Annotated in this window: 16 protein-coding genes and 3 tRNA genes; 1 reads left to right on the top strand and 18 read right to left on the bottom strand. The window is 60.0% G+C overall.

The window, feature by feature from the left end:
- Positions 1-273: 273 nt before the first annotated feature.
- The 4 genes from tuf (J5J09_RS09195) to rpsL form a co-directional block, all read right to left on the bottom strand.
- Positions 274-1,449, bottom strand: coding sequence for an elongation factor Tu (gene tuf, locus J5J09_RS09195; protein ID WP_208549325.1), 1,176 nt, complete (start codon positions 1,447-1,449; stop codon positions 274-276).
- 72 nt (positions 1,450-1,521) lie between these two features.
- On the bottom strand, positions 1,522-3,621 hold the full coding sequence (gene fusA / locus J5J09_RS09190; RefSeq protein WP_208549363.1) for an elongation factor G: 2,100 nt from the start codon (positions 3,619-3,621) through the stop codon (positions 1,522-1,524).
- A gap of 32 nt (positions 3,622-3,653) precedes the next feature.
- On the bottom strand, positions 3,654-4,124 hold the full coding sequence (gene rpsG / locus J5J09_RS09185; protein WP_208549362.1) for a 30S ribosomal protein S7: 471 nt from the start codon (positions 4,122-4,124) through the stop codon (positions 3,654-3,656).
- An 86-nt stretch (positions 4,125-4,210) separates the two neighbouring features.
- The gene (rpsL, locus tag J5J09_RS09180; RefSeq protein WP_003507760.1) at positions 4,211-4,582 is read right to left on the bottom strand and encodes a 30S ribosomal protein S12; all 372 of its coding nucleotides are present in this window, start codon (positions 4,580-4,582) and stop codon (positions 4,211-4,213) included.
- 481 nt (positions 4,583-5,063) lie between these two features.
- Between rpsL and J5J09_RS09175 the strand changes: the two genes are divergently transcribed.
- Positions 5,064-5,357, top strand: coding sequence for a transcriptional regulator (locus J5J09_RS09175; RefSeq protein ID WP_208549357.1), 294 nt, complete (start codon positions 5,064-5,066; stop codon positions 5,355-5,357).
- Positions 5,358-5,740: 383 nt separating this feature from the next.
- Here J5J09_RS09175 and rpoC read toward each other — a convergent pair whose 3' ends face one another.
- The 14 genes from rpoC to J5J09_RS09105 form a co-directional block, all read right to left on the bottom strand.
- The gene (gene rpoC, locus J5J09_RS09170) at positions 5,741-9,949 is read right to left on the bottom strand and encodes a DNA-directed RNA polymerase subunit beta' (protein ID WP_208549355.1); all 4,209 of its coding nucleotides are present in this window, start codon (positions 9,947-9,949) and stop codon (positions 5,741-5,743) included.
- A gap of 189 nt (positions 9,950-10,138) precedes the next feature.
- A complete protein-coding gene (gene rpoB / locus J5J09_RS09165; protein WP_208549344.1) occupies positions 10,139-14,278 on the bottom strand; it encodes a DNA-directed RNA polymerase subunit beta in 4,140 nt (1,379 codons plus the stop codon).
- Positions 14,279-14,532: 254 nt separating this feature from the next.
- The gene (rplL, locus tag J5J09_RS09160; protein ID WP_208549340.1) at positions 14,533-14,916 is read right to left on the bottom strand and encodes a 50S ribosomal protein L7/L12; all 384 of its coding nucleotides are present in this window, start codon (positions 14,914-14,916) and stop codon (positions 14,533-14,535) included.
- A 60-nt stretch (positions 14,917-14,976) separates the two neighbouring features.
- Complete coding sequence (gene rplJ / locus J5J09_RS09155; protein ID WP_208549337.1) at positions 14,977-15,495, bottom strand: 50S ribosomal protein L10; 519 nt, start codon at positions 15,493-15,495, stop codon at positions 14,977-14,979.
- A 332-nt stretch (positions 15,496-15,827) separates the two neighbouring features.
- Positions 15,828-16,523, bottom strand: coding sequence for a 50S ribosomal protein L1 (rplA, locus tag J5J09_RS09150; RefSeq protein WP_208549333.1), 696 nt, complete (start codon positions 16,521-16,523; stop codon positions 15,828-15,830).
- A gap of 2 nt (positions 16,524-16,525) precedes the next feature.
- The gene (rplK, locus tag J5J09_RS09145; protein ID WP_208549330.1) at positions 16,526-16,957 is read right to left on the bottom strand and encodes a 50S ribosomal protein L11; all 432 of its coding nucleotides are present in this window, start codon (positions 16,955-16,957) and stop codon (positions 16,526-16,528) included.
- Between the two features lie 144 nt (positions 16,958-17,101).
- Entirely contained in the window at positions 17,102-17,632 is a 531-nt protein-coding gene (gene nusG / locus J5J09_RS09140; protein WP_208549329.1) for a transcription termination/antitermination protein NusG, read from the bottom strand.
- 15 nt (positions 17,633-17,647) lie between these two features.
- On the bottom strand, positions 17,648-17,848 hold the full coding sequence (gene secE, locus J5J09_RS09135; RefSeq protein WP_208549328.1) for a preprotein translocase subunit SecE: 201 nt from the start codon (positions 17,846-17,848) through the stop codon (positions 17,648-17,650).
- A 169-nt stretch (positions 17,849-18,017) separates the two neighbouring features.
- Positions 18,018-18,093, bottom strand: a tRNA-Trp gene (locus J5J09_RS09130).
- A gap of 132 nt (positions 18,094-18,225) precedes the next feature.
- Entirely contained in the window at positions 18,226-19,119 is an 894-nt protein-coding gene (locus J5J09_RS09125) for an NAD(P)-dependent oxidoreductase (RefSeq protein WP_208549327.1), read from the bottom strand.
- A gap of 130 nt (positions 19,120-19,249) precedes the next feature.
- On the bottom strand, positions 19,250-19,834 hold the full coding sequence (locus J5J09_RS09120; protein WP_208549326.1) for a hypothetical protein: 585 nt from the start codon (positions 19,832-19,834) through the stop codon (positions 19,250-19,252).
- A gap of 409 nt (positions 19,835-20,243) precedes the next feature.
- Positions 20,244-21,419 (bottom strand): elongation factor Tu, encoded by a 1,176-nt coding sequence (gene tuf, locus J5J09_RS09115; protein WP_208549325.1) that lies wholly within the window; start codon positions 21,417-21,419, stop codon positions 20,244-20,246.
- 211 nt (positions 21,420-21,630) lie between these two features.
- A tRNA-Gly gene (locus tag J5J09_RS09110) sits at positions 21,631-21,704 on the bottom strand.
- Positions 21,705-21,725: 21 nt separating this feature from the next.
- Positions 21,726-21,810 (bottom strand) — tRNA-Tyr (locus J5J09_RS09105).
- Positions 21,811-22,012 lie beyond the last annotated feature (202 nt).

The following is a 22,012-nucleotide window of genomic DNA, read 5'->3' as shown; positions in this document are numbered from 1 at the left end:
TCAAGGATGCCCCTGTCACTTCACTCAGAATAAGGAGCCCTGCCCCGCCATCCCAATCGAGACGACCAAATTGCAGCGCTAACGTCGGGAGGAGCAAATCACCGCCCGACTCCATTCGTGGCGGCGACATATACCCTCACCGCCTTTTCGTCAATGGCCTACGGGCCAAACGACGCGACTTCCTGGCATGCGCGACGCGCATGGGGTTTTCCAACCCCTGAAACCGACAATCGGCCCCGCAACCCGATGGGTGCGGGGCCGATCGTATCTGCATTACTCGATGATCGAAGCGACGATGCCGGCGCCGACGGTGCGGCCGCCTTCGCGGATCGCGAAGCGCAGCTTTTCTTCCATCGCGATCGGAACGATCAGCTCAACGGCAACGGTCACGTTGTCGCCAGGCATGACCATTTCCGTGCCTTCCGGAAGCGTCACGATGCCCGTCACGTCCGTCGTGCGGAAGTAGAACTGCGGACGGTAGTTCGTGAAGAACGGCGTATGACGGCCGCCCTCTTCCTTCGTCAGGATGTAGGCTTCTGCCATGAACTTCTTGTGCGGCTTCACCGAACCCGGCTTGCACAGGATCTGACCACGCTCGACGCCGTTACGGTCGACACCGCGCAGCAGCGCGCCGATGTTGTCGCCAGCCTGGCCCTGGTCGAGCAGCTTGCGGAACATTTCAACGCCCGTGCAAGTCGTCTTCGTCGTCGGACGGATGCCGACGATTTCGATTTCCTCACCGACCTTGACGATACCGCGCTCGACGCGACCGGTCACAACCGTACCACGGCCCGAGATCGAGAACACGTCTTCGATCGGCATCAGGAACGGCTGATCGATCGGACGCTCAGGCGTCGGGATGTAGGCGTCAACAGCCGCCATCAGCTCGCGGATCGCGTCTTCACCGATCTTCTTGTCGCTGTCTTCAAGAGCAGCAAGCGCCGAACCCTTGATGACCGGAATGTCGTCGCCCGGGAAGTCGTAGGACGACAGAAGTTCGCGAACTTCCAGTTCGACGAGCTCGAGAAGCTCGGCGTCGTCAACCTGGTCGACCTTGTTCAGGAACACCACGATCGCCGGAACGCCAACCTGACGGGCGAGCAGGATGTGCTCGCGGGTCTGCGGCATCGGGCCGTCGGCAGCCGAGCAAACCAGGATCGCGCCGTCCATCTGGGCAGCACCGGTGATCATGTTCTTCACATAGTCGGCGTGGCCGGGGCAGTCGACGTGCGCATAGTGACGGTTCGGCGTCTCGTACTCGACGTGTGCCGTCGAGATCGTGATGCCGCGCGCCTTTTCTTCCGGGGCAGCGTCGATCTGGTCGTACGCCTTGAACTCGCCGAAGTACTTCGTGATCGCCGCCGTCAGCGACGTCTTGCCATGGTCAACGTGGCCGATCGTGCCAATGTTAACGTGAGGCTTGTTGCGCTCAAACTTACTCTTTGCCATTTCCGGCTCTCCATTCTTTCGTCTCCCCGAGGGGAGAAATTCGTTAACTGTTCAGGTTTTGGGGTATTCCGGTCACTTCTGACCGGAATACTTGGCCTGGATTTCCTGAGCGACGTTGCTCGGTACCGGGGCGTAGTGGTCGAACACCATCGAGTACTGCGCACGGCCCTGCGACATGGAGCGCAGGCTGTCGACGTACTTGAACATGTTCGCCAGCGGAACGTGAGCGTTGATCACGATCGCGATGCCGCGCTGTTCCTGGCCCTGGATCTGGCCACGACGGGAGTTCAGGTCGCCGATGACGTCGCCGACATAATCTTCCGGGGTGACGACTTCGACGCGCATCATCGGCTCGAGCAGCTGTGCGCCGGCCTTCTTGGCTGCTTCACGGAAGCAGGCACGCGATGCGATTTCGAACGCCAGAACCGACGAGTCGACGTCGTGGAAGGCACCATCGATGAGGGTGGCCTTGACGCCGAGCATCGGGAAGCCAGCGAGCGGACCCGAGGTCAGAACGCTTTCGATACCCTTCTGAACGCCCGGGATGTATTCCTTCGGAACGGCACCGCCGACGATCTTGGATTCGAACTTGAAGTCTTCGCCTTCCGGGTTCGGTTCGAAGACGATCTTGACGCGCGCGAACTGGCCGGTACCACCGGACTGCTTCTTGTGCGTGTAATCTTCTTCGTGCTGACGCGTGATGGTTTCGCGATAGGCAACCTGCGGAGCACCGACGTTGGCTTCGACCTTGAACTCGCGACGCATGCGGTCGACGATGATGTCGAGGTGAAGTTCGCCCATGCCGGCGATGATCGTCTGGCCGGATTCCTGGTCGGTCTTGACGCGGAACGACGGGTCTTCGGCCGCCAGGCGGTTGAGCGCGAGGCCCATCTTTTCCTGGTCGCCCTTGGACTTCGGCTCGATCGCGATCTGGATGACCGGCTCGGGGAATTCCATGCGCTCCAGGATAACCGGCTTCAGCGGATCGCAGAGCGTGTCACCCGTGGTGGTTTCCTTGAGACCGGCGAGAGCAACGATGTCGCCTGCAAAGGCTTCTTCGATGTCTTCACGGCTGTTGGAGTGCATCTGCAGCATGCGGCCGACGCGCTCGCGCTTGTCCTTGACCGTATTGAGAACAGACGAACCCTTTTCCAGCTTGCCGGAATAGATGCGGGCGAAAGTGAGCGAACCGACGAAGGGGTCGTTCATGATCTTGAATGCCAGCATCGAGAGCGGCTCGGCGTCATCTGCATGGCGCTCGATTTCAGCTTCGGTCTTGAAGTCGATGCCCTTGATCGCCGGAATATCGAGCGGCGACGGCAGGTAATCGACCACGGCGTCGAGCAGCGGCTGAACGCCCTTGTTCTTGAAGGCGGTGCCGCAGAACATCGGGTGGAACTTGACGTCGATGGTGCCGCGACGAACGAGAGCACGGATCTTGTCGTTGTCCGGCATTTCGCCGTTCAGGTAGGCTTCCATCGCTTCTTCGTCGATCTCGACAACGGTCTCGATCAGCTTTTCGCGATATTCCTCGGCCTTTTCCTTGAGGTCGGCCGGGATTTCGACGACGTCCCAGGCAGCGCCGAGGGACTCATCGCGCCAGACGAGCGCGTTCATCTCGATCAGGTCGACGACGCCCTTGAAGTCGCTTTCAGCGCCGATCGGCAGTTGCATGACAACAGCGGTGGCGCCGAGACGGGTCTTGATCATTTCCACCGAGCGGTAGAAGTCCGCACCGGTCTTGTCCATCTTGTTGCAGAAGATCATCCGCGGGACGTGGTACTTTTCAGCCTGACGCCATACGGTTTCGGTCTGCGGCTCAACGCCAGCGTTGGCGTCGAGAAGCGCGATGGCACCGTCGAGAACGCGCAGCGAACGCTCGACTTCGATGGTGAAGTCGACGTGGCCGGGCGTGTCGATGATGTTGAAGCGGCGCATCTTGCCGTCACGGCCCTTCCAGAAGGTCGTGGTGGCAGCGGACGTGATCGTGATGCCACGCTCCTGCTCCTGCTCCATCCAGTCCATGGTGGCAGCGCCGTCGTGCACTTCGCCGATCTTGTGCGACTTACCGGTGTAGTAAAGGATACGCTCGGTGGTCGTGGTCTTGCCGGCGTCGATGTGCGCCATGATACCGAAGTTGCGGTAGTCTTCGATTTTATATTCGCGAGCCATAACGGACTGCCTTTCAATATTCGATCGGTTGATTACCAGCGGTAATGCGAGAACGCGCGGTTCGCGTCAGCCATCTTGTGCGTGTCTTCACGCTTCTTGACGGCCGAGCCGCGGTTGTTGGCGGCATCCATCAATTCGCCGCAGAGGCGATCAACCATGGTGGTCTCGTTGCGCTTGCGAGCAGCCGTGATCAGCCAGCGAATGGCCAGAGCCTGGCGACGCTCCGGACGAACGTCGACCGGAACCTGATACGTCGCACCACCGACGCGGCGAGAGCGGACCTCGACGTGCGGAGCGATGTTATCGAGAGCCTGGTGAAACACCGTGATCGGCTCCTGCTTCAGCTTGGCCTGAACAGCATCGAAGGCGCCGTAGACGATGGTCTCGGCGACGGACTTCTTTCCGTGCAGCATGATGGCATTCATGAACTTGGTGACGACGAGATCGCCGAACTTCGGGTCCGGATTGATTTCGCGCTTTTCTGCTCTGTGGCGACGGGACATACTTCTTGTCTCTCAACGGTTACGGCACTTTAGAACGCGGAGAACCTCGCGCAGCGCCAGGATTGGTATAATCGGAGCGATCCGGATTACTTCGGACGCTTCGCACCGTACTTCGAACGGCGCTGCTTACGGTTCTTGACACCCTGGGTGTCGAGAACGCCGCGGATGATGTGATAACGAACACCCGGCAAGTCCTTCACGCGGCCGCCGCGGATCATGACCACGGAGTGTTCCTGAAGGTTGTGACCTTCACCCGGAATGTAGCCGATGACTTCGAAGCCGTTGGTGAGACGGATCTTGGCGACCTTACGCAGAGCCGAGTTCGGCTTCTTCGGGGTCGTGGTGTAGACGCGGGTGCAAACACCACGCTTCTGCGGGTTTTCCTGCAGGGCAGGAACCTTGTTGCGCTTGACCTGTGCCTGACGCGGCTTGCGGATCAGCTGGTTTACGGTAGGCATACAACCATCCCTTACGATTTTTGCTCTCGGCCCTCTCGGACCCCTGAATTTGCCGTTGCCGGCGGTGGCCGCACAGTTTTCATCATGCGCAAAATGTGGCCCGACCCGCTTTTGCCAGCGGATGGACCACAAAAGAACAGAGGACGCATCATAAAATGCGTCATGCGTGCGGCATTCGTGTCGTCAACGTGCGTATTGGAGCCTTGTTTGAGGTTAACTCCAAGGCGTGGCGCCTCGAACAGCATTCCTCACATTGGCTCCGATGGCCGGCGTACTACTGTCTTCGCGCATTCCAGTCAAGTCTTAACCGGAAAATAATGGCCGAAGCGGCGGACGCCAGATGCGCTTGCCGCCACGGAAAAGCCATGGCTGACGTCATAGAGCTTTTCGTCTAGCATGATAATCCGCTAGACAACAGCCATCGCCCGAATCGCGGCCCACTTTGGCCCCTGCTCCCGCCCGAACCCGAAAGGTACCGGCCATGATCAATCTCCCCGACAACGACAACAACCTCGATTCGCCGATGGTCTTCATCGTCATTGCCAAGGCATACGAGGAAGCCGGGGGAGAGGCGATCGACGTACATGTCATGGTTGCTGCGCCGGATGACGATTCGGCCGTCCGTGCCGTGCTAAACGCGCTCTCCGAGGAGGGCTTCGTGGAAGCCGACCTCGATCAGATCGGCATGCTGCAGGACATCCCGGACGAGGAACCGCACGCATCGGCATATCAGGGCGCTTTGGAAGGCGAAGTGTCGATCATCCGCTTCGGCTGAGGCGCCCTCGCCTCATCAGCAGTGCTGAAATCAGAACCGCCCGGCAGTCGTCGGGCGGTTTCTTCGTATTTTCTAGAAGCCTTGACATTCGAGAGGCTGCCGGAGCGGACATCCGGGCGCTTCAAGCCAGCGCCGTATGAGACGCCGTTCCCATCGTCGAAGGCGCTCTCCTCTGCCGTCGCTACGGCGCCGCCAGAACCGCTCGACGGCGTCGCAAGCGCCACCTCACGGTCAACGTCCGACATCGAGCTCGAAACGAGCCCGTGCCACAGGCGGTTCCTTGGCTGCCCAGAACCGTCGGTGATAAGCAAAAAAGGCGCCCGGGAGACCCGGACGCCTGCAGTTTGTCAGTTTCAGCCTGCGATTAATCGCCAAGCCTCAGATCACTCGCCGGCCGGAGCCTGTTCCGACATGCTTTGCAGCATGGGGGTAGCGACATCAGCACCGCTGCCCTTCTTGCGCTCCTCGAGGATGAGGTCGTCGCGCGAGGTGGCGATGCGGCGGATCTGCGTCATGGTGCCGCCGGTACCAGCCGGGATGAGGCGGCCAACGATGACGTTTTCCTTAAGACCCTGCAGCGTGTCCATCTTGCCGGCGATCGCAGCTTCCGTGAGAACCTTGGTGGTTTCCTGGAAGGATGCGGCCGAGATGAACGACGGCGTCTGCAGCGAGGCCTTGGTGATGCCGAGAAGGACCGGATCGCCATATGCCGGCTTCTTGCCTTCCTCAGCCAGACGCTCGTTGACTTCGTCCAGTTCGATGCGATCGACATTGTCGCCGACGATGTACTGGCTGTCGCCGCTGTCTGTGATCTCGACCTTTTGCAGCATCTGGCGAACGATCACCTCAATGTGCTTGTCGTTGATCACAACGCCCTGCAGTCGATAGACTTCCTGGATTTCGTTGACCAGGTACGAGGCAAGTGCCTCGACGCCCTTGATCGCCAGGATGTCGTGCGGAGCCGGGTTACCGTCGAGGATGTAGTCACCCTTTTCGATGTAGTCGCCGTCCTGAAGATGGAAGGGCTTGCCCTTCGGGATCAGGTACTCGACCGGCTCAACACCGTCTTCCGCAGGCTCGATGATGACGCGACGCTTGTTCTTGTAGTCGCGGCCGAGGCGGATCGTGCCATCGATCTCAGCGATGATGGCATGGTCCTTCGGACGACGGGCTTCGAACAGTTCGGCAACGCGCGGCAGACCACCGGTGATGTCTTTGGTCTTGGCGCTTTCGAGCGGCGAACGGGCGAGAACGTCACCCTGCGACACCTTCGTGCCCGGCTCGACCGACAGGATCGCGTCGACCGAGAGCAGGAAGCGGGCTTCGCCGCCGCGGCTCAGCTTCATCACTGCACCGCTTTCGTCCTTGATGACGATCGCCGGCTTCAGATCCGAACCACGCGGGGTCGAACGCCAGTCGATAACCTGACGCTTGGTGATACCGGTGGATTCGTCGGTCGCTTCGAGAACCGAAAGACCGTCGACAACGTCCTCGAAGTGAACGACACCGGCCACTTCCGTCATCATCGGACGGGTGTACGGGTCCCACTCGGCGAGACGCTGGCCGCGCTTGACCTTGTCGCCATCGTCCACGAACACCTTCGAACCGTAGGCAACGCGCTGCGACGACCGCTCAACACCACGCTCGTCGAGAATGGTGACGGCCATGCTGCGGCCCATGGCGATGAGGTTGCCATCGGAGTTGCGCAGCAGGTTGCGGTTCTTGATCTGGATCGTGCCTTCGTACGACGCTTCCAGGAACGACTGGTCGACCACGTTTGCCGTACCGCCAAGGTGGAAGGTACGCATGGTGAGCTGGGTGCCCGGCTCGCCGATCGACTGCGCCGCGATGACGCCGACGGCTTCGCCCATGTTGACAGGCGTACCACGGGCCAGATCTCGACCGTAGCAGACCGAGCAGACGCCGGTCTGGACTTCGCAAGTCAGTGCCGAGCGGATGCGGATCGACTGGATACCAGCCTTTTCGATCTCGATGACGTCTGCTTCCAGGATCATCTTGCCAGCATCGACAATGCGCTCACCCGTGACCGGATGATCGATATCGTCAAGCGCGGTACGACCCAGAACGCGGGCGCCGATGGAGGCAACGACCTGGCCGGCATCGACGATCGCCGTCATGGTGAGGCCCTTGTCGGTGCCGCAGTCGACCATGTTGACGATGCAATCCTGCGCCACGTCGACGAGACGACGGGTCAGGTAACCCGAGTTAGCGGTCTTCAAGGCGGTGTCGGCCAGACCCTTACGGGCACCGTGGGTCGAGTTGAAGTACTCGTTGACGGTCAGACCTTCCTTGAAGTTCGAGATGATCGGCGTCTCGATGATTTCGCCCGACGGCTTGGCCATGAGGCCGCGCATGCCGCCCAGCTGGCGCATCTGGTTCGGAGAACCGCGGGCGCCCGAGTGCGACATCATGTAGATCGCGTTCATCGGCTTTTGACGACCAGACTCCTTGTCGAACTCGACGGCCTTAATGCGGGCCATCATGTCCTCGGCGACCTTTTCGGTGGCCTTGCCCCAGGCGTCAACGACCTTGTTGTACTTCTCGCCCTGGGTGATCAGGCCGTCGTTGTACTGCTGCTCGTATTCCTTCACCAGCGCTTCGGTGTCACCGACGATCTTCACCTTGGTTTCCGGAATGATCATGTCGTCCTTGCCGAACGAGATGCCGGCGCGGCAGGCGTGGGTGAAGCCCAGCTGCATGATCCGGTCGCAGAAGATGACCGTGTCCTTCTGACCGCAGTGACGATAGACCGTGTCGATCATCTTGGAGATGTTCTTCTTGGTCATTTCCTGGTTGCAGATGTCGAACGGCACGTTGACGTTCTTCGGCAGAAGTTCGCCGATGATCATGCGGCCCGGCGTCGTTTCATAAATCTTGGAAACCGGCTTGCCGTCGGCGTCGACGGTCTTGAAGCGGCCCTTGATCTTGGCGTGCAGGGTGACGACCTTGTTTTCCAGCGCGTGGTGCAGTTCGCCGAGGTCTGAGAAGACCATGCCTTCGCCCGGCTCGTTCTGGTTCATGATCGACAAGTAGTACAGGCCGAGAACCATGTCCTGCGACGGAACGATGATCGGGGCGCCGTTTGCCGGGTGCAGGATGTTGTTGGTCGACATCATCAAGACGCGGGCTTCGAGCTGGGCTTCAAGCGACAGCGGCACGTGAACGGCCATCTGGTCACCGTCGAAGTCGGCGTTGAAGGCCGTGCAGACGAGCGGGTGCAGCTGGATCGCCTTGCCTTCGACCAGGATCGGTTCGAAGGCCTGGATGCCCAGGCGGTGCAGCGTCGGCGCGCGGTTCAGCAGAACCGGATGCTCGCGGATGACCTCGTCGAGGATATCCCAGACTTCCGGCTTTTCCTTTTCAACCAGCTTCTTGGCCTGCTTGACGGTCGAGGAGTAACCCTTGGCGTCGAGGCGGGCGTAGATGAACGGCTTGAACAGTTCGAGCGCCATCTTCTTCGGCAGGCCGCACTGGTGCAGTTTCAGTTCCGGACCCGTCACGATGACCGAACGGCCGGAATAGTCGACGCGCTTGCCGAGAAGGTTCTGGCGGAAGCGGCCCTGCTTGCCCTTGAGCATGTCGGACAGCGACTTCAGCGGGCGCTTGTTGGCGCCGGTGATGACGCGGCCACGGCGGCCGTTGTCGAACAGCGCGTCCACAGATTCCTGCAGCATGCGCTTTTCGTTGCGGATGATGATGCCCGGAGCGCGGAGTTCGATCAGGCGCTTCAGACGGTTGTTACGGTTGATGACGCGGCGATAGAGATCGTTGAGGTCCGACGTCGCGAAGCGGCCGCCATCGAGCGGAACCAGCGGACGCAGGTCCGGCGGGATCACCGGAACGACCTTCATGATCATCCATTCCGGACGGTTGCCGGATTCCATGAAGTTCTCGACGATCTTCAGGCGCTTCATCAGCTTCTTCTGCTTGAGATCCGACGTCGTGTCGGCAAGCTCGGAACGCAGATCGCCAGCGATCTTGTCGAGGTTCATCGAGGCCAGCATCTCGTAGATGGCTTCAGCACCGATCATCGCGGTAAACTGGTCCTCGCCGAACTCGTCGACGGCCATCATGTACTCTTCCTCGGAAAGGAGCTGATGCTCTTTCAGCGAGGTCAGGCCCGGCTCGGTCACGATGTAGTTCTCGAAGTAGAGAACGCGCTCGACATCCTTCAGCGTCATGTCGAGCAGGGTCGAGATGCGCGAAGGAAGCGACTTCAGGAACCAGATGTGGGCAACGGGCGCTGCGAGCTCGATGTGCCCCATGCGCTCACGGCGAACGCGCGACAGCGTGACTTCGACGCCGCACTTTTCGCAGATGATGCCCTTGTACTTCATGCGCTTGTACTTGCCGCACAGGCATTCGTAGTCCTTGATGGGACCAAAGATGCGGGCGCAGAACAGGCCGTCGCGCTCGGGCTTGAAGGTGCGGTAGTTGATCGTTTCCGGCTTCTTGATCTCGCCGTACGACCACGACAGGATCTTTTCCGGGCTCGCGATAGAGATCCGGATGGAATCGAAGTGCTGAGCCGGCACCTGCGGGTTGAAAAGGTTCATGACCTCTTGGTTCATGCCTATCTCCTTATGGGGCGAAACGCCCTCGCTTGGCTCTGGTTGCGGCAAAATCCCGGGATGCCGCAGCAGGCCTTAGAATGACAGTTAACCGCGAAATGCGGCAAAACTCCCCTTCCCCGATGCATTCAACCGAAAGACCGGAAAAGGGAGCGTGCGCAGGGTCCCCGCGCACGCGTTGTCAAAACGTCACTCCGCCGCGTCCGGCAGGCTCGTCTCGCCTGCGGCATCGAGCTTGGAATTCTCCAGTTCGACGCTGAGACCGAGCGAGCGCATTTCCTTGACGAGAACGTTGAAGCTTTCCGGAATGCCCGCCTCGAAGGTATCGTCGCCACGGACGATCGCTTCGTAGACCTTGGTACGGCCGGCCACGTCGTCCGACTTGACCGTGAGCATTTCCTGCAGCGTGTAGGCTGCGCCGTAAGCCTCGAGAGCCCAGACTTCCATTTCCCCGAAGCGCTGACCGCCGAACTGCGCCTTACCACCGAGCGGCTGCTGGGTGACGAGAGAGTACGGACCGATCGAACGCGCGTGGATCTTGTCGTCGACGAGGTGGTTGAGCTTGATCATGTACATGTAGCCAACGGTCACCTTGCGGTCGAACGGTTCGCCGGTACGGCCGTCATAGAGGACGGACTGGCCCGACGGATCGAGACCCGCACGCGTCAGCATCGAGGCGACATCAGGCTCGTGCGCACCGTCGAAGACCGGCGTTGCGATCGAGACGCCACGCTTGGCTTCGTCGGCAAGACGCACGATCGACTCGTCATCGAACTTCTCGACCTGCTCCGGATTGGTGCCCGAGGAGTAGATGTCCTCGATCTCCGCGCGGAGCGGCTTGATATCGTTCGAAGCCTTGTACTCCTCGAGCATCTGGCCAATGCGCTTGCCCATTCCGGCGCAAGCCCAGGCGAGATGGGTCTCGAGGATCTGGCCGACGTTCATGCGCGACGGCACGCCGAGCGGGTTCAGAACCACGTCGACATGGGTACCGTCTTCGAGGAACGGCATGTCCTCGATCGGCAGGATGCGAGAAACCACACCCTTGTTGCCGTGACGGCCGGCCATCTTGTCGCCCGGTTGGATCTTGCGCTTCACAGCGACGAAGACCTTGACCATCTTCATGACGCCCGGAGGCATTTCGTCGCCACGCTGGACCTTTTCGACCTTGTCCATGAAGCGCTGTTCGAGACGCGACTTCGACTCGTCGTACTGGCCGCGCAGGGCTTCCAGCTCCGACTGAACCTTCTCGTCCTCGACAGCGAACATCCACCACTGCGAACGCGGGTACTCCGAAACGACTTCGTTGGAGAGCGTGACGCCCTTCTTGAAGCCCTTCGGACCTGCGATCGATACCTGGCCGCGCAGCATGTCCATCAGACGGCCGTAGACGTTACGGTCGAGGATGGCCTGCTCGTCGTCGCGGTCCTTGGCGAGACGTTCGATTTCCTCGCGCTCGATCGCCATCGCACGTTCGTCCTTCTCAACGCCGTGGCGGTTGAAGACGCGAACTTCGACGACGGTACCGAACGTGCCCGGAGGCATGCGCATGGAGGTGTCGCGGACGTCGGAGGCCTTTTCACCGAAGATGGCGCGCAGAAGCTTTTCTTCAGGCGTCATCGGGCTTTCGCCCTTCGGGGTGATCTTGCCGACCAGGATGTCGCCCGGCTGAACTTCCGCACCGATGTAGACGATACCGGCTTCGTCCAGATTCTTCAGCGCTTCTTCCGAAACGTTCGGAATGTCGCGCGTGATTTCTTCCGGACCGAGCTTGGTGTCGCGGGCCATGACCTCGAACTCCTCGATGTGAATCGAGGTGAAGACGTCGTCGGACACGATGCGCTCGGAAAGCAGGATCGAGTCTTCGTAGTTGTAACCGTTCCACGGCATGAACGCGACGAGCGCGTTGCGGCCGAGGGCCAGGTCACCGAGGTCCGTCGACGGACCGTCAGCGATGATGTCGCCCTTGTTCAGAACGTCACCGACCGTCACCAGCGGGCGCTGGTTGATGCAGGTGTTCTGGTTCGAACGCTGGAACTTCATCAGACGGTAGATGTCGACACCCGACTTGGAGGGATCGAGATCTTCCGTGGCGCGGATAACGATACGGGTCGCATCGACCTGGTCGACCACGCCGCCACGACGGGCCGCGATGGCAGCGCCGGAGTCACGGGCAACGACCGGCTCCATGCCGGTGCCGACGAACGGAGCTTCGGCGCGAACAAGAGGAACGGCCTGACGCTGCATGTTCGAGCCCATCAGAGCGCGGTTGGCGTCGTCGTTTTCGAGGAACGGGATCAGAGCCGCGGCGACCGAGACGACCTGCTTCGGCGAAACGTCCATCAGGTTGATGGTTTCGCGCGGGGCAAGCATAACGTCGCCGGCGTGACGGCAGACCACGAACTCTTCCACGAATTCGCCACTGCTGCTCAGCTCAGCATTGGCCTGGGCGACGTAGTACTTCGCCTCTTCCATCGCCGAGAGATAGATCACGTCGGTCGTGACCTTGCCGTCCACGATCTTGCGGTACGGGCTTTCGATGAAGCCGTACTTGTTGACGCGGGCGAAGGTGGCGAGCGAGTTGATCAGACCGATGTTCGGGCCTTCCGGCGTCTCGATCGGGCAGATACGGCCGTAGTGGGTCGGGTGAACGTCGCGGACTTCGAAGCCTGCGCGCTCGCGGGTCAGACCGCCCGGGCCAAGAGCCGAAAGACGGCGCTTGTGGGTGATTTCCGAGAGCGGGTTCACCTGGTCCATGAACTGCGACAGCTGCGAGGAGCCGAAGAACTCGCGAACGGCGGCGGCAGCCGGCTTGGCGTTGATCAGGTCCTGCGGCATGACGGTGTCGATTTCGATCGACGACATGCGCTCCTTGATCGCGCGCTCCATGCGGAGCAGGCCGAGACGGTACTGGTTTTCCATCAGTTCGCCGACGGAGCGAACACGACGGTTGCCGAGGTTGTCGATGTCGTCGATCTCGCCCTTGCCGTCACGAAGCTCGACAAGCATCTTGACCACTGCCAGGATGTCGTCCTTGCGCAGCGTGCGGACCGTGTCCTCTGCGTCGAGGTCAAGGCGCATGTTCATCTTGACGCGACCGACGGCCGACAGGTCGTAGCGTTCGGCGTCGAAGAACAGCGACTGGAACATGGCCTCGGCCGATTCCATGGTCGGCGGCTCACCAGGACGCATGACGCGGTAGATATCAAACAGAGCGTCCTGACGGTTCTCGTTCTTGTCGGCGGCGAGCGTATTGCGGATGTAGGCGCCGACGTTGATGTGGTCGATGCCCAGAACCGGAAGCTCGTCGATACCGGCTTCCAAGAGCGCGGGAAGCGACTTCTCGTCGATCTCGTCGCCGGCTTCCATGTAGATCTCACCCGTCGACATGTTGACGACGTCTTCGGCGAGATAGTTGCCGTAGAGATCTTCGTCAGATGCCTTCAGAGCCTTGAGGCCCTTCTCGGAAAGCTGACGCAGAAGGCGCGGGGTGAGCTTCTTGCCGGATTCGACTACGACTTCGCCGGAATCGGCGTCGATCATGTCCGAAATGGCCTTGCTGCCCTTCAACGTTTCCGGATTGAAGGGAATGCGCCAGCCGTCGCCGTCACGCTGATAGATCGACTTCGAATAGAAGGTCGACAGGATTTCCTCGCCGTCCATGCCGAGGGCCATCAGCAGCGACGTCACCGGAATCTTGCGGCGGCGGTCGATGCGGGCATGAACGATATCCTTGGCGTCGAACTCGATGTCGAGCCAGGAACCGCGATAGGGGATCACGCGGGCGGCAAACAGCAGCTTGCCCGACGAATGGGACTTACCCTTGTCGTGGTCGAAGAAAACGCCCGGCGAACGGTGCATCTGCGAAACGATGACGCGTTCGGTGCCGTTGACGATGAAGGTACCGTTGTTGGTCATCAGCGGCATGTCGCCCATGTAGACCGACTGTTCCTTGATGTCCTTGATCGAGCGGGCGCCTGTATCCTCGTCAATATCGAACACGATGAGGCGCAGCGTCACCTTGAGCGGCGCCGCGTAGGTCAGGTCGCGCTGGCGGCATTCGTCCACGTCAAACTTCGGCGGCTCGAATTCATAGGAAACGAATTCCAGCATCGACGCACCGGAGAAGTCGGTGATCGGGAAGACGGACTTGAATACCGCGTTCAACCCCTCGTCGGGACGGCCACCCTTCGGCTCGTCAACCATGAGGAACTGATCATAGGATGCCTTCTGAACCTCGATGAGGTTCGGCATCTCTGCTACTTCTGGGATTTTTCCGAAAAACTTGCGTACGCGCCTGCGACCATTAAACGAAAGGGTCTGAGCCATCGTCGCTCCTTGTAATTTGCAACCGGGCCTGCAACGGACGGAACGCGCTGGCCAGGCGGCTCCGTCGATCATGGATCGTTCAATCTCGTCCTGTCGTTGCGGGCGGCCGACCGGATTGTCGGGAGCCTGCAAGAAGGACCATCCTCTTGAAGAACCCATTACCCAAAAGCCGTTTCACCGGCTTTTGGGTAATGACTTTCAGAGGAATGAAGGTCGGGAGCGGACCAAAATCCGCTCCCGGCCGTATTCCGATATTACTTGACGTCGACCTTGGCGCCGGCTTCCTCAAGCTTCTTCTTGAGGTCAGCAGCTTCGCCCTTGGATACGCCTTCCTTGACAGCCTTCGGAGCGCCTTCGACGAGGTCCTTGGCTTCCTTGAGGCCGAGGCCGGTGATGCCGCGGACTTCCTTGATGACGTTGATCTTGTTTGCACCGGCGTCGACGAGGATGACGTCGAATTCGGTCTTTTCTTCTTCAGCAGCAGCAGCAGCGCCACCAGCGCCACCGGCAACGGCAGCAACAGCTACCGGAGCAGCAGCGGAAACGCCCCACTTTTCTTCGAGCATCTTGGACAGCTCAGCAGCTTCCAGGACGGTCAGCGAGGAGAGGTCTTCTACGATCTTAGCGAGATCAGCCATTTTGATAGTTCCTTATCGTGTTCGGTTCGAACTGTTTTGTTGTTACAGCGAAAAACCGCCTCAAGCGGCTTCGTCCTTCTTTGCGTAGGCCGCAAAAACGCGTGCCAGCTGTCCAGCCGGCGCCTGTACGACACCTGCAATGCGGGTTGCCGGGGTCTGAATCATACCCAGCAGCTTTGCACGCAGTTCGTCCAGCGAAGGCAGGGTCGCAAGCGACTTGACTGCTTCCGCGTTCAGCGTGGTCGCGCCCATGGCACCACCGAGAACAACGATCTTGTCGTTGGTCTTGGCGAAATCCATGACGACCTTGGGAGCCGTGATCGGGTCGTCGCTGTATGCAATCAGCGTCTGGCCCTTGAAGAGATTCGACATCCCTTCCGACTCCGTGCCCTGAAGAGCGATCTTGGCCAGACGGTTCTTCGCGACTTTGACGGTGCCGCCAGCAGCGCGCATCTTCGAACGGAAGTCGTTCATTTGCGCAACTGTGACACCAGCATAGTGGGCCACGACAACCGAACCGGAAGCCTTAAAGACTTCGTTCAGCTCCGTGACGAATTCGCGTTTTTCCGCTCTTTCCACTGTCTGTCTCCAGTTGACAGGACCAACTCCTGGCCCTGTCGGGTTGCCTTTTGCCCCGAGGGATCAACTCAACGTCAGATCCCAAGCGGCGCTTGAGGATCCTGTCCCCTCGCTCTGGAACCGAAGCACCAGGCACAAGGCACACAAGGCTCGAACCGAACATCAACACGTCGTCAGACGTTTCAAAATTCGTTCTTACCCGTCTCATGCAGGAAGAATTAAGGCCGTAGGCCACCTGCAATCTCGGACAGGAGTGCCCGGGTTTTAAACCGGACATTCCCGGCCCCGAAGGACCGGGAATTCTTTCGACCGGGCCGAAGCCCGGCAATAAATCAGGCCGTGACCGACGACGGGTCGACCTTCACGCCGACGCCCATGGTCGACGAAATGGCGACGCGCTTGACGTAGTTGCCCTTCGCACCGGTCGGCTTTGCCTTGATGACAGCGTCAGCAAAGGCTTTGATGTTTTCTTCGAGCGCCTTGGCGTCGAAGGAAGCCTTGCCGATACCGGCGTGCACGATACCGGCCTTCTCGACGCGGAACTCGACGGCGCCGCCCTTGGAAGCCTTGACGGCACCCGTGACGTCCATCGTAACCGTGCCGACCTTCGGGTTCGGCATCATACCACGGGGGCCGAGAACCTTACCGAGGCGACCGACGAGCGGCATCATGTCCGGGGTGGCAATGCAACGATCGAAATCGATCTTGCCGCCCTGGACGATCTCGACCAGTTCTTCGGCACCGACGATGTCGGCACCAGCGGCCTTGGCTTCGTCAGCCTTGGCGCCACGAGCGAAGACAGCGACGCGAACGTCACGGCCAGTGCCGTTCGGCAGGTTGACGACGCCGCGGACCATCTGGTCAGCGTGGCGCGGGTCGACCCCGAGATTCATCGCGATTTCGATGGTCTCATCGAACTTGGCGGTGGCGCGTTCCTTGACGGCCTTGATCGCGTCGGAAAGACCAACCAGCTTGGTCGGGTCGACACCTTCGCGGATCTTCTGAAGACGCTTTGCGAGCTTAGCCATGATCAACCTACCACTTCCAGGCCCATGGCGCGGGCAGAGCCCTCGATCATGGCCATTGCGCCTTCGATGTCGGCGGCGTTCAAATCCTTCATCTTGGCTTCGGCAATCGACTTGACCTGAGCCTTGGTCAGGGTGCCGGCCTTGGCGCCCTTGCCCGGGGTCTTCGAACCCGAGGTGATCTTCGCTTCCTTCTTCAGCCAGTAGCTGACCGGAGGCTGCTTCATGATGAAGGTGAAGGACTTGTCCTGGTAGTAGGTAATGACGACCGGGATCGGCATACCCTTTTCCATTTCCTGCGTTGCGGCGTTGAACGCCTTGCAGAATTCCATGATGTTGATGCCACGCTGACCGAGCGCAGGACCAATCGGCGGGGACGGGTTTGCCGATCCTGCCTTGACCTGCAGCTTGAGCTGGCCTGCAATTTTCTTAGCCATTTCTCTGCCTTTCACTTCAGACCGGTTGCCCGGCCCATTATGCCAGCGTCAGCTGGCGGCTGCGGTTGCGTGGTACGGTCCAGCGACCCGGCTTCAGGCCACCTTCCTCCCACGCGGTCCGGGAGGTTACCCTCCCCTCACCGATCAGACCTTCTCGACCTGACCGTATTCCAGCTCGACCGGCGTGGCGCGACCGAAGATCGAAACCTCGACCTTGAGGCGCGAGCGCTCTTCGTCCACATCCTGGACGACACCGTTGAACGAGGCGAAAGGACCGTCGGAGACGCGAACCTGCTCGCCGATTTCGAAAGATACCGACGACTTCGGACGCTCCACACCTTCCTGGACCTGGCCCAGAATGCGCTCAGCCTCGAAATCCGGAATCGGAACCGGCTTATTGTCGGAACCGAGGAAGCCGGTAACCTTCGGGGTATTCTTGATCAGGTGATAGGCCTCATCCGTCAGGTTCGCCCGCACCAGCACATAGCCGGGGAAGAACTTGCGTTCGCTGTCGACCTTGCGGCCGCGCCGCACTTCAACCACCTTTTCGGTCGGAACGAGAATCTTTTCAAACAGATGGGTCAGACCCTTCTGCCGAGCCTTATTCTCGATATCCTCCGCGACCTTCTTCTCGAAATTCGAATACGCGTGGACGATGTACCAACGTGCCGCCATGTCTATCTCCGCAGATTAGTTGCCAACACTCAGCACGAAGCTGATGAGCCAGCCAATCAGCTGGTCGGCAGCAAAGAAGAACAGCGCGGCAAAAATCACCATGGCGAGAACCATAGCCGTCGAGATCATCGTCTCGCGGCGCGAGGGCCACGTTACTTTCGACGTCTCGGAGCGAACCTGCTGCAGAAACGCGAATGGATTTGCCTTGGATGCCATCTTGTATTTGCTCACGCATATACGGCGCGTAAAGCCGACGTACTCAGCCCCACGCACCGCGTGTCTGTTTTGGGTCTACATAACGACCCTCGTCCGCTTCCACAAGAGGGAATTGTACGAAAGCCAACTTTTCCTCCTGCCGTCGCGACCTGCGCGCCAGAAGGAGAAATGGCAGGGGCAGAGGGGCTCGAACCCCCGACCTGCGGTTTTGGAGACCGCCGCTCTACCAACTGAGCTATACCCCTAACCGTCTCGCCCAAGGGACGAGAACGTGCGCGTTATTATTCAGTTTAAAAGAGGATGACAAGCCTATTCGACTTCCTGCAGGGAATTTTCTTGCAGCCCTCCGAGCCAAAGGCGGCCAAACCGCCCTCGCCTCAAACCTTCACATATTTCCGCCAGTTATGCTCTTCCCTGAAACCAAGGACCTCACGGATCTTGCGATTGGAAATCAGCGCCTCGTCGCCCTCCACATCCCGGTGAAAGGGAACGCCGGGGAAGAAGCGCTCGGCCAGTGCGCGGGTCGTGACATCGGCGGTGACGGTGTCGTTCGTGGCGTTGAAGACCTGGTAGCCGAGGCCGCTCTTCTCAAGGCACAGATGGACGATCTGGCCGAGATCGCGGGCGTCGATGTAGCACCAGGCATTGCGCAGACGGGTCTCGGGGCGAGCGACGAAATCAGGGAACCGGTCATATTCGTGCGGTTCGATGACATTGCCGATTCGCAGCGCATAGATGTCGGCGCCGGTTCGCTCGGCAAAGGCGCGCGCCGTCTTTTCGTTGACGACCTTGGACAGGCCGTAGCTGTCCATCGGGTTGACATCGTAATCTTCATCGAAGGGAAGAGAGTGCGGATCGCGATGGCCTTCCGCGAAGCAGATGCCGTAGGTCGTCTCGCTGGAGGCAATGACGATCTTGCGGATCCCGAGTTTCACGGCCGCCTCGATGACGTTGTAGGTGCCCATCACATTGGCCTGGAAGGTGACGTTGTCGGGCCGGATGAGAATGCGCGGAACGGCCGCGAAATGCACGACCGCGTCGAACGGCTGAACACCCTTGCCGTGTTCTAGGTCGGCAAAGTCCGTGTGCATAGAGAGCGCGTTAAAGACCTGACCCGAATCGGTGATGTCGACCGTGAGATTGGTGACGCCCGGCAGATCGAGCGGCACGAGGTCGATATTGTGCACCTGGTAGCCGGCGTTAAGAAGCCATGCAACCGCATGACGCCCGGCCTTGCCGGAGCCCCCGGTAAAAAGAACGCGTTTGGTCATCACCTATATCCTCCCTTCGGCACGGCCGTTCGCGGAGAAGGCCGGGCTCATCGTCATCATCGAGTTTTCGTGGATAGCAGATTGAATGGTGTCTTTACCACATGCGGCACCCGGCGCCGCGTGGTTCCCGTCACCAGGAGCGGGTATAGCGGGCATCGAGCGAGGGACGGGCGTGCCGCAGCGGTTCGGAGACCGAAAGACCCACAGTCAGTGCGTCGCCGAAACCACGGCTGATGCGAAGAGACGTTTCGGGGCCGCGCGAGTCGATGTCATAGCGGGCCGTCGTCGACAATGTCGTGCGAAATCGCTCTAGGTCGAGCTCGACCATCTGACTTGCCTGCACGCCGGCAGCTTCAACGGCGGACACCGTCAAGCGCACAACGCGGGTGCCTCTTACCTCGTACCTCGTTCCCGTTAGCCACGTTCGCTTCTGTTCGAGTTTCAGTTCTCCGGCCGCCGCGCGCGCATCGACACGCATCTCCAGACGCGAAAGCCGTCCGTATTCCAGCGCACGAGCGCTGGTAAGTCGAAGAGACGCGGTGAGGAACAACGGTACGGATGCGGGATCGAAGGCGCCGTCCTCGTTACCCGACAGGGTCGTCATCGCCACCACAGTCGGATCGTAGCGAACAGGAACGACGAAACCGGCCCTGAAGTTCGCGGCGTTTTCGCCGCCTTTCGAGGCGCCCCAGATGAGCAGCCCCTCGTCAGCCATTGCGGAAAATGTTTGGGCGACAAACAAAGATATGCCGCAGAGCGCGACCCTTGTCGCTCTCACCATAACAGCCATATCGGAAAACCGTTTTCAAACTGCCGAACATGCATTCGGGAGAACCCGATGCGGCGGATCAATGCGTTCGAGTATAACCCTCCAGCGTCATTTGACCATTGCTAAATTTCGCACCGCAGCATGTTCTCATGCGAGGTGTGGCAGAAGCGTCGAAAACACCTGAGACCGCAAACAAAAAAGCCCCGCCGTCGCCGGCGGGGCTTTCGCGATCCCTTAAGGGAAAGACTTACTCGATGATCGAAGCGACGATGCCGGCGCCGGGTGCAAATCGCGCTTGCGCGCCATTTGCACTGCTTGAAGGCGTCGGCAGCTTTCGGCCTCTTCGCTCGATTATTTATTCAATAATCGAAGCGACGATGCCGGCGCCGACGGTGCGGCCGCCTTCGCGGATCGCGAAGCGCAGCTTTTCTTCCATCGCGATCGGAACGATCAGCTCAACGGCAACGGTCACGTTGTCGCCAGGCATGACCATTTCCGTGCCTTCCGGAAGCGTCACGATGCCCGTCACGTCCGTCGTGCGGAAGTAGAACTGCGGACGGTAGTTCGTGAAGAACGGCGTATGACGGCCGCCCTCTTCCTTCGTCAGGATGTAGGCTTCTGCCATGAACTTCTTGTGCGGCTTCACCGAACCCGGCTTGCACAGGATCTGACCACGCTCGACGCCGTTACGGTCGACACCGCGCAGCAGCGCGCCGATGTTGTCGCCAGCCTGGCCCTGGTCGAGCAGCTTGCGGAACATTTCAACGCCCGTGCAAGTCGTCTTCGTCGTCGGACGGATGCCGACGATTTCGATTTCCTCACCGACCTTGACGATACCGCGCTCGACGCGACCGGTCACAACCGTACCACGGCCCGAGATCGAGAACACGTCTTCGATCGGCATCAGGAACGGCTGATCGATCGGACGCTCAGGCGTCGGGATGTAGGCGTCAACAGCCGCCATCAGCTCGCGGATCGCGTCTTCACCGATCTTCTTGTCGCTGTCTTCAAGAGCAGCAAGCGCCGAACCCTTGATGACCGGAATGTCGTCGCCCGGGAAGTCGTAGGACGACAGAAGTTCGCGAACTTCCAGTTCGACGAGCTCGAGAAGCTCGGCGTCGTCAACCTGGTCGACCTTGTTCAGGAACACCACGATCGCCGGAACGCCAACCTGACGGGCGAGCAGGATGTGCTCGCGGGTCTGCGGCATCGGGCCGTCGGCAGCCGAGCAAACCAGGATCGCGCCGTCCATCTGGGCAGCACCGGTGATCATGTTCTTCACATAGTCGGCGTGGCCGGGGCAGTCGACGTGCGCATAGTGACGGTTCGGCGTCTCGTACTCGACGTGTGCCGTCGAGATCGTGATGCCGCGCGCCTTTTCTTCCGGGGCAGCGTCGATCTGGTCGTACGCCTTGAACTCGCCGAAGTACTTCGTGATCGCCGCCGTCAGCGACGTCTTGCCATGGTCAACGTGGCCGATCGTGCCAATGTTAACGTGAGGCTTGTTGCGCTCAAACTTACTCTTTGCCATTTGAATGCTTCCTACTGATCGAAAAGAGGTTGACCCGGCGAACCGGTTTGGTCCCGCCGTTTAAGGCTTTCGTACCGATTGCGCAAGACCTATTTGCGGAGCCGGTCCGGCGGGCGGGCGATCCGCAAAACGGCGAACAAACGCCAACCCTGGTGAAGACGCTCAGATAAGCGCTCCAGTGGCGTTTTCAAATAAAAATCAATGAAGAGAGTGGAGCGGGTAGCGGGAATCGAACCCGCGTATTCAGCTTGGAAGGCTGCTGCTCTACCATTGAGCTATACCCGCGGTGTTCGATCCGAGAACGAATGGTGGAGAGAGTTGGATTTGAACCAACGTAGGCGAAGCCAACGGATTTACAGTCCGTCCCCTTTAACCACTCGGGCATCTCTCCATTCTTTCGTCCGGATCAAGCGACCAAGCTTGTCAGTCGTGACCGTCAGGGCCAGGCCCCTTCGATCTGCGGCGGGTATATGACGGCCCTCTCCGCCCATGTCAACACGATCAAGTCGGAAAGCTTCAATTTTTTCGTCGCGAGGATTTTAGCGGACCATCGCATCGGCTCTATCCCCACGGATTGGCGGGCGGTATAAGGC

The sequence above is a fragment of the Ciceribacter sp. L1K22 genome, assembly GCF_017599385.1.
Taxonomy (GTDB): domain Bacteria; phylum Pseudomonadota; class Alphaproteobacteria; order Rhizobiales; family Rhizobiaceae; genus Allorhizobium.
Note: the sequence above shows the minus strand (reverse complement) of the source record. Positions and strands in the feature narration are given on the sequence as shown.